The organism is Paraburkholderia oxyphila NBRC 105797 (genome assembly GCF_000685075.1).
Classification (GTDB): domain Bacteria; phylum Pseudomonadota; class Gammaproteobacteria; order Burkholderiales; family Burkholderiaceae; genus Paraburkholderia; species Paraburkholderia oxyphila.
Genome location: NZ_BAYD01000093.1, coordinates 1 through 15,471, shown reverse-complemented (window position 1 = coordinate 15,471; position 15,471 = coordinate 1). Strand labels below are relative to the sequence as shown.

General features: G+C 58.9%; 15 protein-coding genes. 12 read left to right on the top strand and 3 right to left on the bottom strand.

Annotated features, from left to right (window positions below; genetic code table 11):
- Nucleotides 1-4: 4 nt before the first annotated feature.
- Nucleotides 5-1,144 (bottom strand): FAD-dependent oxidoreductase, encoded by a 1,140-nt coding sequence (locus tag BO1_RS54280; protein WP_043288142.1) that lies wholly within the window; start codon nucleotides 1,142-1,144, stop codon nucleotides 5-7.
- Nucleotides 1,145-1,200: 56 nt separating this feature from the next.
- Entirely contained in the window at nucleotides 1,201-2,181 is a 981-nt protein-coding gene (locus BO1_RS54275; RefSeq protein WP_043288139.1) for a VOC family protein, read from the bottom strand.
- 147 nt (nucleotides 2,182-2,328) lie between these two features.
- Here BO1_RS54275 and BO1_RS54270 point away from each other — a divergent pair, with 147 nt between their 5' ends.
- Nucleotides 2,329-3,363: a LysR family transcriptional regulator gene (locus BO1_RS54270; RefSeq protein ID WP_084688502.1), complete on the top strand. Its 1,035-nt coding sequence runs from the start codon at nucleotides 2,329-2,331 to the stop codon at nucleotides 3,361-3,363.
- Between the two features lie 449 nt (nucleotides 3,364-3,812).
- Here the strand turns inward: BO1_RS54270 and BO1_RS37000 are convergent, their stop codons facing one another.
- Nucleotides 3,813-4,625: an IclR family transcriptional regulator gene (locus BO1_RS37000; RefSeq protein ID WP_052409729.1), complete on the bottom strand. Its 813-nt coding sequence runs from the start codon at nucleotides 4,623-4,625 to the stop codon at nucleotides 3,813-3,815.
- Nucleotides 4,626-4,850: 225 nt separating this feature from the next.
- Here BO1_RS37000 and BO1_RS36995 point away from each other — a divergent pair, with 225 nt between their 5' ends.
- From BO1_RS36995 to BO1_RS36945, 11 genes are all read left to right on the top strand, one after another.
- Nucleotides 4,851-5,693: a cyclase family protein gene (locus tag BO1_RS36995; protein ID WP_043288137.1), complete on the top strand. Its 843-nt coding sequence runs from the start codon at nucleotides 4,851-4,853 to the stop codon at nucleotides 5,691-5,693.
- Nucleotides 5,694-5,695: 2 nt separating this feature from the next.
- Nucleotides 5,696-6,043, top strand: a complete 348-nt coding sequence (locus BO1_RS36990) for a cupin domain-containing protein (protein ID WP_028221885.1) — start codon at nucleotides 5,696-5,698, stop codon at nucleotides 6,041-6,043.
- Nucleotides 6,040-6,843: an SDR family NAD(P)-dependent oxidoreductase gene (locus tag BO1_RS36985; RefSeq protein ID WP_028221884.1), complete on the top strand. Its 804-nt coding sequence runs from the start codon at nucleotides 6,040-6,042 to the stop codon at nucleotides 6,841-6,843. Before BO1_RS36990 ends, BO1_RS36985 begins: the two co-directional genes overlap by 4 nt.
- A 6-nt stretch (nucleotides 6,844-6,849) precedes the next feature.
- The gene (locus BO1_RS36980) at nucleotides 6,850-7,764 is read left to right on the top strand and encodes a 3-hydroxyacyl-CoA dehydrogenase family protein (RefSeq protein WP_084688500.1); all 915 of its coding nucleotides are present in this window, start codon (nucleotides 6,850-6,852) and stop codon (nucleotides 7,762-7,764) included.
- A 4-nt stretch (nucleotides 7,765-7,768) separates the two neighbouring features.
- A complete protein-coding gene (locus tag BO1_RS36975; RefSeq protein ID WP_028221882.1) occupies nucleotides 7,769-8,707 on the top strand; it encodes a BKACE family enzyme in 939 nt (312 codons plus the stop codon).
- Nucleotides 8,708-8,750: 43 nt separating this feature from the next.
- A complete protein-coding gene (locus tag BO1_RS36970; protein WP_043288134.1) occupies nucleotides 8,751-9,947 on the top strand; it encodes an amino acid ABC transporter substrate-binding protein in 1,197 nt (398 codons plus the stop codon).
- 21 nt (nucleotides 9,948-9,968) lie between these two features.
- Complete coding sequence (locus tag BO1_RS36965) at nucleotides 9,969-10,856, top strand: branched-chain amino acid ABC transporter permease (RefSeq protein WP_043288130.1); 888 nt, start codon at nucleotides 9,969-9,971, stop codon at nucleotides 10,854-10,856.
- Entirely contained in the window at nucleotides 10,856-11,851 is a 996-nt protein-coding gene (locus BO1_RS36960) for a branched-chain amino acid ABC transporter permease (RefSeq protein ID WP_028221879.1), read from the top strand. Before BO1_RS36965 ends, BO1_RS36960 begins: the two co-directional genes overlap by 1 nt.
- On the top strand, nucleotides 11,848-13,401 hold the full coding sequence (locus tag BO1_RS36955) for an ATP-binding cassette domain-containing protein (protein ID WP_028221878.1): 1,554 nt from the start codon (nucleotides 11,848-11,850) through the stop codon (nucleotides 13,399-13,401). The genes BO1_RS36960 and BO1_RS36955 overlap by 4 nt, the downstream gene beginning before the upstream one ends.
- Before the next feature lie 60 nt (nucleotides 13,402-13,461).
- Entirely contained in the window at nucleotides 13,462-14,589 is a 1,128-nt protein-coding gene (locus BO1_RS36950; protein ID WP_028221877.1) for a porin, read from the top strand.
- Between the two features lie 165 nt (nucleotides 14,590-14,754).
- The gene (locus tag BO1_RS36945; RefSeq protein ID WP_028221876.1) at nucleotides 14,755-15,441 is read left to right on the top strand and encodes a DAPG hydrolase family protein; all 687 of its coding nucleotides are present in this window, start codon (nucleotides 14,755-14,757) and stop codon (nucleotides 15,439-15,441) included.
- Nucleotides 15,442-15,471: the final 30 nt, after the last annotated feature.

Below are 15,471 nucleotides of genomic sequence, written 5' to 3'. Positions count from 1 at the left end.
ACTATCAGACAGGTTCGCCAAGCACCTGGTATGCTTTATCGAATGCCTCGTTGTAGGCGGCGCCAGCGGCGGGTTCGCCTCGCCATTCCGCCTGCTCCCATTCGCCGAGCTGGACGCCTGTTTCGTAGACGAGCTGCGCGCGCGGCGCGCGGCGCTCCCAGAATGCTTGAAGCGTTGCTTCAATGTCGGCGTTTGCGCCGAGCATGTCGGCGAGCACGGCGGAGTCCTCGATCGCCATTGCCGCGCCTTCGGCGAGGTGCGGCGTGCTCGAGTGCGCCGCATCGCCAATGAGCAACACCCGCCCTCGATGCCAGGGCTGCGGAAGCAGCATGACTTCCATCGGTCGATAGACGACAGCGGAAGAATCGGTGACGAGCTCGCGAAGCTCAGCGATCAAACCGCCGTATTCACTCATCCGCTCGCGAAGAAGACTCCCGAGCTGATCGCCTGGCATGCGCGGATTGCCTTGCTCGGCCGTGACGAGGAAGAGATACATCATCGACTCGGTCAACGGGACGAGGCCCGCTTTACTGCGTTTCCCGAAGTACATGCAACCCCAGTCGAAACCTTCGGGACGTGGAAAGTTGTATCGCCAGACGCTTTGCCCGGTGTACTGCGGACGAACCGCATCTTTGAAGAGCAGACCACGCAGTTGTGAATACGCGCCATCCGCGCCAATCACGAGATCAAAAGACTCCGGTGCACCGTTCGAAAAGATCACGTCAACTTTGTCGCCGCTGTCGTGCAACGTCTCGATCGTGATGCCAAGACGTACCTCGGTTCCTTGTCCCAATACCGAGTCCGTCAGAATCTTGTGCAGGGCCGGACGGGTGATGCCGTTCACCGCCGGGTACGCCGGACCCGCGACGTTGAACGCAGCGGCTTCGGCTAACACCGCGCCATTCGCCTCACAGAAGCGCCAGCCATTGAAGCCGCGGCCGGATGCGAGACACCGTTCACCAAGACCGATGCTTGCCAGTGCGCGGAGCATGTTTGATGGCTGGATGATGCCAACGCCATAGACCGACCACGCCGGATTTCTCTCGATGACGACCGACTCGATTCCCCGTCGCCTCAGCGCGATCGCCGCCGTAAGGCCGGCGATACCGCCACCGACGATCAGAACTTTCTTGATATTTCCCACAACTATCTCCTCTTCGGTAGCGACCCGTCGTCGCCTCCTCTTATCCCGTCGGCCGCTCAATCGGGCAGCTGACCGTTGCTATCCATGTACTTGAATTCCCACGCTGGCGCTTCGCGCAGCCATTCCGGGAGGTTGTGAACGAAATGTGCATAGCCGAACAGCGGCACCGTCCATTCGCGCGGCACCCACGCATCGTCGATGAAATCGCCGTCAGCGCCATATTCAGCTTCGCCGCCCGTCGGGCAGGGCAGATAGAAGAACAACGCGGAGTCTATGCGGTGCCGCCCGAGCCCAAGATGTGATTTGGGCCAGCCCTTGCGCTCCATGAAATTGGCCCCGGTCATGATCTCGTCAATGTCCTCGACCCCGTAGTTCGCGTGATGGAACCGGGGCCGGCCGTCCAAACCCGGAAACGGCAACGCGGCGTCGATAAGGAAGAGGTTGTGGTGGCTGTTGCTTCCTGCAGCACGGCTGTAGATTCCGAATCCGCGCTGATAATCAGACATTCTGAATTTAAGCCGGTCGCGGAAGAAAGCGAAGGACTTCTTGAAATCCTTGACAGCGAAAACAACGTGCTGAATCGTCTTTGGATGAGCGCGCCGACGCCATTTTCGATGCGTGTTCAGCCTCGTAACAGCTCCCGGAGCATTCAGGCTATCCGGACTGCTTACAATATGACGTTTGCAGAAAACCGACAATGCCATCGGCAAGCCACAATCGGACAAGAAGTGAGCATCGCCATCGTCGTCAATCGTCACGGCTCGATCCGTGGAGAGACTTGAAATCAGCTCGCCAAGACTCTCGTGCGTGTCCACCCCCCAGACCACCTCGCGAACGCCTGGACCTTCCAGCGCACACTTGGGCAGACGCTTGTCTTCGATGGAACGCACGATAACACTCGAGCCTTCGGGAAGAACGAACACCGCTTGTTCAGCATCGCTCTCAATGAGCGGAAGTCCGAAGTCTTCAAAGAATTTCGTGCAGACAGGGACGTCTTCGACGCCATATATCAGCGTTTTAATGCCGAGAATAGTCATGGTAGTGCCCTTTTTTTGTAAGAGGGACGAGTTCGCCCACGGCGATGCGGTTGTTACACGCGATCGTCATCGGCTTCGCAAAATTTGATAGGCCCGCAAGCGCGCGCGTCAGGAAGAAGAAATGGGACTCACGAACGATGTCTCCATATGCTGCAGGTTGTGCCGTACCGCCGTTTTCATTGTTCAATGATCGCGCGCGTCAGTCCTACATTCAACTTGATTCGTCCAATGTGGTACATTCACCGCGTGAATGCAAACGGAGGAGCCAGCGTGCGTTTCAACAAGCTAGATCTCAACCAGCTCGTGCTACTCGATGCGCTTATTTCGGAGCGTAGTGTTGTCAGAGCGGCAGAGCGTGTCTTCCTGAGCCAGCCAGCAGCCAGCAACGGACTTGCACGCCTGCGCCAATTCTTCTCCGATGAACTCCTTGTGCAAGTTGGCAGGACTATGGTTCTAACCCCGCTTGGTGAGAGCCTTGTCGACCCGGTTCGCGACGTTCTGCTCCGGATACAGGCAATTACCACAGCACGTCCAACGTTCGATCCCGCTACATCGAGTCGAAAAATCCGGATCGAGGCTTCCGACTATGTAATCGAAATCCTGCTCTCGGACGCGCTTCGACTCTTCTGGGAAGCCGCACCTAAAATGCAGTTTGAGATTTCCGTGCTCACTGAAAAGTCGCGAGAACGACTTGAGGATGGCGATGCGGAACTGCTTATTGTCCCGGACTTCTTCAACGCAGCTAGCCACCCTTCCGAGCCACTATTTGAAGACACGTTTTCGTGCCTGGTGTGGGAGGGCAACAAAGCCGTAAAGAAGAGACTTACACAAGAGCAATATCTCGAGATGGGCCACGTTGCGTGTCAATGGGGCATAGAACGCGTTCACACGATCGACGAAACGGTGATGCTGGAGCGAGGACTGCACCGACGACGCGAGGTTGTAGCTCCGAGCTTTAGGCTGCTCCCTCGTATGCTCGTGGGTACAGGTCGGATTGCAACCCTTCACACCCGGCTGGCACACGCTTTAGGCCCTTCTTGCGGATTGCGCGTCCTGCCCTGCCCTATTGATCTACCGCCATTGAAAGAGACGATACAGTGGCATAAATACCGGCAGCACGACCTTGCTGTCCTGTGGGTAAAAGAGCAGATAAAGGCGGCGGCACAAAGGTTTTGCACATGACTGCCTGCACCGCCGCTTCCAGATCGACAGGGTAGTTGTCGGTCGTGTTCGCGAGCGCATCGACCTGCTGCGCCAGCGTCGCGTCGCCCATCATTGCCGAACGCGAATCGTAGCGCGTGCCGCTTCCGGCCAGCGTCGGGAGTGCCGACACCTGCGACGATAACCTCCTCCGCAGGGACTGGCGCTCTTCTGTCGCCTCGATGCACGCGAGCCGCTGGCTCCATTGAAGCACCGCAACAAGATTCGGTCGCTTGACCGGAATAACCGCCGAGCTTCACAACGTCCAGCGTGGTCCGTGTCGGGCACGTACAAGTTGTCGGGCTCGACGATTGACGCGCCTCCCCCGAATGCGCCTCCCCGCCGCGGAAGTACGCACCCACAGGGAGCGGGTGCAGACCATTGAGCCATCTGTGATGTTCGTATCGGTCACGGTGACCGGGTTTCGCGTCCTAACCGAACCGGCTCCCACGGAGCCGTTGCTGCAACTTTTCACACTGTTCCTGTAAAAGCGTCTCCAGTTGTTCTCGAATGTCCAGGAAGCGTTGGGTCGGTACCGGTATCGAGATCGCTGCCAACTCGCCAGTGGGGAGGCGAAGCGATGCCGCGATTGCGCAAACACCATCCGCATTTTCCTCGAGGTCACTGCTCAGGCCTGTACGGCGAATCTCTGCAAGCGCGTCCTCGAGTGCAGGCCAGCTAACGATCGTGCGGCTCGTAAGCCTGCCTAGACGCAACGCAGCCTTGAGACGATCGAGTTCATCTCTATCAAGTTCAGCCAGCATCGCTTTGCCAGGCGCGCTCGAGTGCAGCGGAAACGAAATGCCTATGTCGGATTCAGCCCGCAACCGATGGGTGCCGCGGACCTGATCCACAAAGACCACTTTATCTGCATCGAGTAGCGAGAGATCAACGGTCTCTCCGCACTCGCGGGAGATCTGCTGGAGCGTCGGGCGCGCGATTTCAACGATCGCAAATTTTGCGGCCGCCGCCAGAGGCAGGAGCGCTGGCCCGAGTCGCACTCCTTTCGCAAGTGACGCAGCAATGACCAGGTTCTCGGCGTGAAGCGCATCGACGATACGCTGCACTGTAGACCGGGGCAGTGAGAGAAGCTTCGCTAACTCACCAAGCGAGAGGCCATCTGGATGTTCCTTGAGCGCCCGAAGCACTGCGGCGGCTCTCGCTATCACCTGAACCGCCGGCCTCTCTGCCGGCGAACCTTCCACCTCAAGTTGCTCAACTTCCTCTGTTCTTGGCCTAACCATTTTGCATTCCGTTCCCGCTGAGTAGATGCCGTTAGTTTGCCAGACCCGCGACAGGCCATCTGTTCTAGCCACTTAAATATATTGAGCACAAAGCCACGTCCGCTCGGGTTCACCCCAATGGTTTCGCTTTACCGTCCCGCTAGTATTCACATCACCGCGATATAGTACAATTGTACTGAATAGCGGTACAGCACCCAAACAACATATCAAGACCGGAGTACGTAAATGACTGTGACCGTCCGAGGCATCAACTATCAGGAGAACTTAAATAATGATATGGGGCTGGAGTTCTACGACCTCAGCCATCCGTGGGGTCTCGGGCAGCCCTGCTGGCCATATTTCGAAGATGTGAAGATCGAGCGCCTCCACAACATGGCCAAGTCCGGTGTGCTCACGCAGCGCATCACCACCGTGATGCACTCGGGAACACACATCGACGCCCCGGCGCACGTCGTCGAAGGCACGCCGTTTATGGACGAGGTGCCACTGCCCTACTTTTTCGGCACGGGCGTCGTGGTATCGATCCCGAAAGGCAAGTGGGAGGTCATCACCGCGGAGGATCTCGAAAAGGCAAGCCCGCAGATCCGCGAGGGTGACATCGTCATTGTCAACACTGGCTGGCACAAGCATTACAGCGACAGCCGCATGTATTACGCCTATTCGCCCGGCTTCTACAAGGATGCCGGCGAGTGGTTCGCCAAAAAGAAGGTCAAGATGATCGGCACGGACACACAAGCGCTCGATCATCCGCTCGGCACGGCCATCGGGCCGCATGGCCCGGGCTGGCCGAATGGCCTGCTTCCCCAGGTCAACATGGAGTACGAGCGCGAGACAGGCCGCAAGGTCATCGAAGATTTCCCCGAGTGGGAACCGTGCCACCAGGCGATTCTGAGCGCCGGTATTTGTGGTATCGAAAATGTCGGCGGTGAAATCGACAAGGTCACCGGCAAACGCGTCACCTTCGCGGCGTTCCCCTGGCGCTGGACGCAGGGCGACGGTTGTATCGTCCGACTCGTTGCAATCGTCGACAAACGCGGTTCCTACCGCATCGAGAACGGGGAAGGCTGACCATGAAAGTCACCCGCTTCGGCGAGGCCCAGCGTTATGAGGCTCCCAACCACCACGAAATGCGTTCGCTGCGGCTCCAGGGCTTCGCGCCGGGTGGACCGGACTCGTTCTGGGTTGGCCTTTCGCACTTTCTACCGGCGGGAGGCGCCGGCCCGGATAGCGCGCCGCTGGAAAGAGTCTACGTTGTCCTCGCCGGCGAGGTGACTCTCCGCATCGGCACGCAAGAGGTCGTCCTCGGCCCTCTTGATAGCTGTGCGATTCCCCCCAATGAGGTACGTGAGGTCAAGAACAACAGTAATGAGGTGGCCACGATGCTTGTCGTGATGCCCTATGCGGAGACGGCAGTATGAATACCGAATGGCTGAAATCGCCGGGGTCGCTGTTCGAGGTGCGCGGCAAGGTTGCAGTAGTAACAGGCGCATCTGGAGCGTTCGGCACGCTCGCTGCGCAGGTGCTCGCGGCGGCAGGAGCAAAGCTCGTCCTCGCCGCAGGTAACGAAAAGGCACTCAACGCAGCAGCACAGGAATGCCGGGAGCTTGGAGCCGAGGTAACAACCATCGCGCGCCGACCGGCGACGGAAGACGATTGCGACGCCATCATGGATGCCGGACTAGCCGCCTTTGGCGCTCTGGACATCCTTGTCGTCGGATCGGGGCTGAATGACCCCTGCCCGATCATCGAGATGTCGCCTGATCGCTTCGACACGGTGATGCACGGCAACATCACGGGCGCCTGGCTCCTGTCCAGAGCTTTCGGACAGCGCGTCATCCGGCAGGGAACGCCCGGCAAGGTCGTGCTCGTCTCGTCCGCAAGAGGAAAACTTGGACACCCTGCGGGATATTCCGCTTACTGTGCTTCCAAGGCGGCAACGGACGGCTTGACGCGCGCGTTGGGATGCGAATGGGGCAAATACGGTATCACCGTGAATGCGATCGCCCCGACCGTGTTTCGCTCGCCACTCACCGCGTGGATGTTCGAGGATACCGAAAAGGCCAACAAGGTTCGCTCGGACTTCCTTTCACGTGTGCCTTTGGGGCGACTTGGCGAACCTGAAGACCTGGCCGGCCCACTGCTCTTCCTCTGCTCGCGGGCCTCCGATTTCCACACGGGCCACACCCTCTACGCCGACGGCGGCTATACCGCGGGATAACCTTCCATGGAAAAGATAGGTATTGTTGGCGCGGGCCTCATGGGTCAAGGCATCGCGCAGGTGTTTGCGCTCGCAGGGCATCAGGTCACGGTCTTTGACGTGAACCATGATGCTCTTGCATCTCTCGTAACGCGCACGGAGCACAACCTGCTCGAGCTCGCGCTCGATAGCGCCTGCGCTGCGAATATCACGCCAGCGGCCGAGCTCGGTGAGGCGGTCAACGACGCGGACATTGTATTTGAAGCCGGTCCCGAAGACCTTTCCTGGAAGCAAACGCTGTTCGCGCAGCTCGAAAGCCTGGCGCCGGCGAATGCGATCCTCGCCAGCAACACTTCGGCCATCCCGATCACCCGCATCGTGGAGCGGCTGGAGTCGGGGCACCGGGCAATGGGTACACACTGGTGGAACCCGCCCTTCCTCGTGCCACTGGTGGAGGTCATCAAAACTCCGGACACCGATCACGCGATCGCTCGACGGATGTTCGATCTGCTGACGCGTGCCGGCAAGACACCGGCCATGGTCGAGAAGGACATTCCGGGCTTTATTGGCAACCGCCTGCAGCACGCACTCTGGCGGGAAGCGATCGCACTGGTTGCGAACGGTGTCTGCGACGCCGAGACCGTCGACACGGTCGTCAAGGCGAGTTTTGGCCGGCGCCTGCCCGTGCTTGGGCCGCTGGAAAATGCCGACCTCGTTGGCACAGATCTGACGCTCGCGATCCACCAGGTCCTGCTTCCGGCCATCGACTGCCAGCCGGTCCCTTCGCCGTATCTGGACGCGCTCGTGAAGAGCGGCCGGCTGGGAATGAAAACCGGCCACGGCTTTCGTCGATGGACTGCAGAACAGCAGGCGGAACTCCGATCATCGATATTTCAACATCTGAAGGCAATGGATGCGGCAGATCGCTGCGAGGAAAAGTAATCAAATGGCCAAGAACCCGAAGAAGGTAATCATCACGTGTGCGGTGACCGGCGCAATCCACACACCCTCCATGTCCCCCTACCTTCCGCTGACTCCGGCGGAAATCACGACGCAGGCCGTCGAGGCTGCGCAGGCTGGCGCCGCGATCCTCCACCTGCACGCGCGCGACCCCAGCGACGGTCGCCCGAGCGCCGATCCGGCGATATTCGAGCAGTTCCTCGGCGCAATCAAGGCGAAAACGGACGCCATCATCAATATCACGTCTGGCGGCTCGACGAAGATGACGCTCGAGGAAAGGCTCGCTCCACCCCTTCGCTTCCGGCCCGAGATGGCGTCACTGAATATGGGTTCGATGAATTTTTCCATTCACCCTGCTGCGAACAGGATCAAGGAATGGAAATACCCGTGGGAGAAAAATTATATCGAAGGCACCGAGGACATCATCTTTCGAAACACGTTCCGGGACATTCGGCACATCCTTGAACACCTTGGCGAGGGTTGCGGGACACGTTTCGAGTTCGAGTGCTATGACGTTGGCCACCTGTACAACCTCGCACACTTCGTCGACGCCGGGCTGGTAAAGCCCCCCTTCTTTATCCAGACAATCTTCGGCATTCTCGGCGGCATCGGACCCGATCCCCAATGCGTGACTTTCATGCGGGAAACCGCGAACCGGCTCTTCGGAGACAGCTATCAGTGGTCGGTGCTGGCCGCAGGCAGGCATCAAATGCCCTTGCTGACGCAAGCCGCTGTCGCCGGTGCAAACGTGCGAGTCGGTCTCGAGGACAGCCTCTATCTGGGTCGCGGCCAGATGGCGCAGAGCAATGCCGAACAGGTCCACAAAATCCGGCGAATTCTCGATGAGCTGGGGCTCGAGATCGCAACGCCGGACGAAGCGCGCCAGATGCTGGATCTTAAAGGATCCGACCAGACGGCGTTTTAGGCAAACCGGGCATAACTACAAAACGAATATATCTGGAGACAAAATGATCAGGATTCCAAATTATATTGGCGCTACCATCATCCTCGCATCGCTTGGTCTCGCCGCAACGGCAGTCAGGGCCGATGAGGTAACGATCGGTGCCTCCCTGCCGCTGTCCGGCCCGCTTGCGGGTTTTGGGGCCTATCAGAAATGGGGCTACGAGACCGCTGTGAACGATATCAACAAAGCCGGTGGCATCAAGATCGGCAACGCCCAATATCAGGTGAAGCTGGTCATCCGGGATGATAAAACCGACCCGAATGTCACGGCGAGTAACACGGAGACGCTGATCTCCCGGGATGGCGTCGTCGGAATGCTCGGCTCGTGCACGCCCGCGCTAGTGAACGCCGGGGCGCTCGTGGCGGAGCGTCGCCGGGTCCCGCTTGTATCGGGCTGTGATCCGCTCGGCGCATTCAGGGCAATCCGGCAGTGGAAATACGCCTGGGTGCTCTTCTTTGATGAAGCCGATCTGGGAACCGCTCCATTTCGAATGCTCGCGGACTATCGATTGCAGACCAACAAAAAGGTATCGATCCTGTCTGACAATGGGCCCGACGGCCGGGTCGTCGGCGGCGAGATCTGGCCCAACGCGCTCGCCAAGGGAGGCTACACGCTCGTACGTCAGGACTCGTTTCCCGTCGACGCGCAGCAATTCACGACGATGATCAATCAGGCCAAGGCGGACAGCGCGGACATCGCGCTGGTCGATGCGATTCCTCCTCAGGCGATCGCGATGCGCAAACAAATGGAATCGGCTGACTTTCACCCCAAGCTGCTGGTCATGGAAAAGGGTGCGGAGCCGGAACAATTCGCCAGAGCGCTAGGAAAGTTGGCTGATGGCGTTCTGGTCGGTGGCTACTGGGATCCCAGCTTTCCCTATCCCGGCGCGGCGGATCTCGGCAAACGCTTTGAGTCCGAGACTCATCAAACCCAAAGCCAGCACATTGCCGATTCGTACGCGGCTGCTCAGGTGCTACTGGATGCGATCGCACATGCGGGAAGCCTTGACCGCGAAAAGATCAACCTGGCAGTAGGAAAGACGAACAGGACCTACGTCGTCGGACCCGTGAAGTTCGAGGCAGATCACACATCCCGAATTCCCGTTGCGGTCATGCAATGGCAGAACGGGAAGGCAGTGACGGTATGGCCACAAGACAAGGCCAACGGAAAGCTGCTCTTTCCGCTGCCGACGGTTCAATGACGCACGGCTGGAGAAAAGATCATGCTCGAGAACTCGCTTCCAGATTTATCTGTAGTCCTTAGCGGACTGGCGTCCGGTCTGCTGCTCGGAGGAATGCTGGCTCTGACTGCGCTGGGCCTGTCTATCGCGCTGGGTGTGATGCGCCTTGTCAATCTGGCGCATGGAGAATTGCTTGTGGGCGGCGCGTACATCGGATTCTTCCTGGCCCAATACGCCGGCCTTGATCCTCTTCTCAGCTTGCCGCTTGTTGCGGTGGTGATGGGCGCTATTGCGCTCCCTTTCTACGGGATGCTCATCAGGCCGCTGGCAAACAAAGGCACCGAAGCTCCGATGATGACGATGTTTGGCGTTTCGATCATCCTCCAGAATCTGTACCTGTTGTGCTTCAGCGCCGACACGCGGGCGATCAATACAAGCTACGCCGCGCGGCCGCTCACAGCGGGTCCTGTCACAGTCGCGGAGATCTACGTTATCGGATTTGTCGTTTCCGTGGCATTGACGCTGGGAGTACATGGCTTGATTACGCGAACCAGGTTCGGTCGCGAGTTGCGCGCTGCGGCAGTCGATCCCGCCGCAGCTGCGGTCATGGGTGTCGACGTCAGCAAGGTCCATGCACTCACCTTTGCGCTTGGTGCGGCTTGCGCGGCAATGGGCGGCGTGCTCATTGCGACCGCGTTTTCGTTCACACCGAGCACCGGCTCGACATATCTGCTGATGAGCTTTGCGGTCGTCGTCATGGGCGGCATCGGAAACATCTTTGGGACACTCGCGGCGGGTATCACGCTCGGCGTTCTCCAGAGTATCGGCGCGCTCGTTTTCGGTGATGGATATCGCGATCTGGTGGGCCTCGTCATCTTTCTCTTCGCCCTTGCGCTGCGTCCGCAGGGCATGGTGTCCGGAGTACGCTAATGACTAATCTCATCAACAATCCCCAATCACAGGTGGCCAGGGAGCAGGTCCGGATCGCCGTCACCCGTTCTTCGTCGAGCGCCTTCATCCCGCTAATCGTTACAGGCGCTCTTCTTCTGCTTGTCGGTATCGTTGTCCCGCAAATGGGCGACTATGCCCTGGAAGTCGGCTTCCGACTCCTGCTGCTATTGACGGTTGCCGAGGCATGGAACCTCATGGCGGGCTATGGCGGGATGGTTTCCCTCGGCACAGCAGCGTTCTTCGGTGCTGGCGCGTATTCGATGACAGGTCTTGTCAACCTGCTGGGCGTACCGCCATGGATAGCAATCCCGCTTTCCGGCCTCACTGGCGCGGGGCTTTGCCTGGTCGTCTCGAAAGGTGTCTTCAGGCTTCGCGGTCTCTATTTTACGGTCGGCACACTCGCGCTCGCCGAGGCGCTGCGACTGTTCATGGTCAACTACGGCGGATTCGGTGGAGCATCCGGCATCGTGCTTTCTCAGGACCCACCGGGCTTACGCACGCTATTCCTCATGGCGATCGTCCTGGTGACAGTCACCATGGTCGTCATGAACGTCGCAACGCGTTCACGGTTCTCCGTGCTGCTTCGTGCGGTGCGCGACGACGAGGACTCGGCGTCACAACTTGGTGTGCGCACCTTCCGGGTCAAACTCATCGCCTTCGTGTTGGCGGGCGCTCTGACCAGTATCGCAGGCGCACTCCAGGCGCTAAAGCTTGGCACGGTCGAGCCCTATGGGACGTTCGGCCTCCAGTGGACCATCAGCGCACTATCCATCGTGATCATCGGCGGACAGGGACTGCGCGCCGGCCCCGTGTTGGGCACCATTTTCGTGGTTGTGCTGGGCGAAGCGCTGGCCGACTGGCCTGCTCTTCAACTCGCATTGACTGGCGTCATCCTGATGGGCGTCATACGTTTCGCGCCACAGGGCATCGCTGGATTGATTGAAAGCACGCTTGGCCGAAAGGGGAAATCATGAAAATCGGACATTCCACCCCGCTGCTGCTCGCGTCCGATCTTGTTAAACGCTATGGCGGGCTCGTTGCTACCGACTCCGTGTCGCTCTCTGTCGCCAATGGCGAGATACTCGGAGTAGTTGGACCCAACGGTGCCGGAAAATCTACCCTGATCGGATTACTCGGCGGAGCCGTAAAGGCAGATGGAGGGCAAGTCTACTTCCAGGGCGAGGACATAACCGGGCTCGGGGCAGCCGCACGCGCGCGCTCAGGGATTGGTCGCACCTATCAGATCCCGCGTCCATTCCTGAACATGACGGTGCGCGAAAACCTGCTCGCCGCCCGATACAGTCTTCATCCCTTTTGCTCGAAACGCGACGCGATCGAGGCGTGCGACCGGATCCTCGAGCGTACCGGGTTGCTGGACTGCGCAGATCTACCGGCCAGGCACCTGCCGCTGCTGCGCAGGAAGCGCCTGGAGGTGGCAAGAGCGCTCGCGCTCGAACCCAGAATCCTGCTACTCGATGAAGTCGGCGCTGGTCTCGTCGACAGCGAAATTACCGAACTCATCGAATTGATTCACTCACTCGCAGGCGAGGTTGCGGGGATCATCATCATTGAACACGTTCTGCGCGTAGTGCGGGAGTGCTGCCAGCGACTGATTGTTCTGAACTTCGGCCGGAAATTCGCCGAGGGACCGACAAAGGAAGTTCTTTCCAGCGACGAGGTGGCAGCGGTCTATCTCGGCACGGCGCACGGAAATGAACATCGGGATAACCAGTCTGCACCGGAAAAGACGCCTTCCGCCGGCGCTAGCGCGGCGGCGCCAGCCGGGCATTTGCATGAGAAGCCTGCCTCGCCTCCTCTCCTGGAACTACGCGGAATCCATGCTGGATATAGTCAGGCACGCGTACTTAACGGGATCGACCTCACTGTAGGCAAAGGTGAAGTCATTGCCGTTCTGGGTACGAACGGCGCCGGCAAAACGACGCTTGCGAACGTTCTCGCCGGCACGGTACGCCCGACGGCTGGAGAAATGAAGATTGACGGGAAGCGCTTGCGCGATCCGGCTCCCCATCGCATTGCGGCCCTGGGCTTCGCGCAGTGCATGGAAGGCAGACGGATATTCAGTTCATTGACGGTGGAAGAGAACCTCGTGCTGGCTGCCCGGGGCGCGCCTTCAAAGGAAATCCACGAGCGCCTGGAGCACGTGTACAGCGTGTTTGCAGATTTGCGCGAGAAGCGGAAAAAAGCGGGTACGTCCATGTCGGGTGGACAACAGCAGATGCTCGCCATCGGTCGCGCGTTGATGGCGCGCCCTCGCCTCATCGTGTTCGACGAAATCAGTCTGGGCCTGGCCCCCGTCATGATGGACCGCCTGTATCTCGCTCTACGCGACCTGAAAGCGTCAGGAATGACGATGCTGATTGTTGAGCAGGACGTGGAGCGCGCCCTTGATCTGGCCGACTACGTTCACGTCATGGAGCATGGTCGTTTCGCCCTCTCTGGGCCGATTGATTCCATACGCAACGATTCCCGGCTACGGCATCTGTATCTCGGCACGGCCGATTAACGCCAACGTCGACTGAATCACAGCAGCGAACTTTAAATAATTAGAAAATTGGAGGCAAAAATGAGGAGAACTACAGTAGCACTGGCCGCAATGTCGTTTGTCGCGGCGAGCGCGCATGCCCAAAGCTCGGTCACCATGTTTGGATTTCTCGACGCGGGCATCACCTACGTGAGCAACCAGGGCGGTCATGGTAACGCTCGGCTAGACACTGGTGTCTGGGCGCCGAACCTGTTCGGTCTGAAAGGAGCTGAGGATCTCGGCGGAGGGACAAAGGCGATATTCATGCTGGAGAGCCAGTTTGAACTTGCCGACGGCGCCTCAATACCCAACCCGGGATCGATCTTCGCACGACAGGCATGGGTGGGACTTTCTGACCCGAATCTTGGCGACATGACTGCGGGCAACCAGCACGATTTCATGTGGGAGTCGCTGCTGTTCGGGGGCTTCCATGACCAAAACGCGGGGTTTGATGGATCACTACTCTATGGCGGGTTCTACAACTTCAGGCAAGGGCCGTTTGCCGCACTAGGGATCCCGAATAATCCAACCGGCTCGTCTGACTTCGATCGCGTTGCCGGGTCCTCGCGCGTCTCGAACTCGGTCAAATATAGGTCGCCAAATTTTTCTGGATTTACGTTCGGCGCATTGTACGGGTTTGGCCAGGTTGCGGGAGATTTTTCGTCCGGGAATACCGTCAGCTTCGGCGCCAACTACTCCCACGGACCTTTCGCCGTCGGCGCGGCGTATACGGAGGTCAAGTACCCTCAGATGAATAATGGCCACGATGGCATCCGAAACTACGGCGTTGGCGCGCATTACAACTTCGGCGGTCTCGTTCTGGCGAATCTTCTTTATACCAATACGGAGAACACGCTGACGGGCGCACGTATCGATGTCGGGCAGATTGGCGCGAACTGGTTCATATCGAACGCATGGACGCTCGGTGCCAACTACGAGTACATGAAAGGCAATGCAACCCTGCAGAACAACAAGGCGCACCAGATAACGAGTTCGCTCATGTACTGGTTCTCCAGGCGCACGGCTGTTTATGTGGAGGGAGTCTACCAGTACGCCTCAGGCGACAATCCGGCAACGGGAGCATGGATCAATGGGTTGTTCGGATCGAACGCAGCATCGAGCGGCCATTCTCAGGCAATCGGTCGAGTGGGCATGACGACGACATTTTGACGTTAGCGACCCGCAAACGCGAATTTTTGCAAGCCTCGCATGTGACTGACGAAAATCGTACGGGCGCCAGGTGCTTTGTTCTATTCCCATCTTGCGCATCGTTAGTGTGCAATCATCAACTGGCTAGGCACATCGACCAGGCGAGAGATTTTATTGGAGAAAGATATGAGACTCGGAGAAGTTGGACAACTGCTGGATCCCGCTCCGCTGCGCCTTGAGACGGGCTACGAACGACTGGACGACGGCGTCCTGCACGTCGCCTGCCGCACGGATTTGCGCAACTGCACCGGTGAGATGTTCGAGTGGTGGTTTCGCTCGCGGCCGGACACGCGCCACTATCGCTGGTGGCATCCTGTGGACCACGTCAGCAGTGAGTGGGCGGAGGGAACAACCGACACCCATGTCGGCTCTGTCCACCTGGTCGAGGAATTTTTCACGGGGCTGCCGGCACAGCGGCTCGCGATCCAGTTCAGAGAGGCAACTGAATTCTTTGAGGAGCGCGAGTATGTCAGTGCCCGCAAGGAAGGACGGTTGACTGCGGCGGTATGTGGCTGCATTGGACTGGGCGAAAGCCCTGAACGAACGGCAGACGGACGTATTCTCGGCGGACGCCTGCTTCATATCGGGCGTGACACGGAGTGGGGTCTTGCCCTGCGCAGTCACTTCTACATAGGACAAGACCTTCCCGCTCTAGGCAAGAATCCGGCAGAGGTTGCCGAGATATTTCCCGACGAGTTCGGCCGAGCGCTGCTCATGCACTGTTATAACGAGTTCACGTTTCTATCGCGGTTCCTTCCGTCACTGTTCCTCGGCGACAACCGGGAAACGCTGGACATCGCTCTGCCGTGGTGAACTGACTCGCGCGCGCTAACTGCTCCAGGA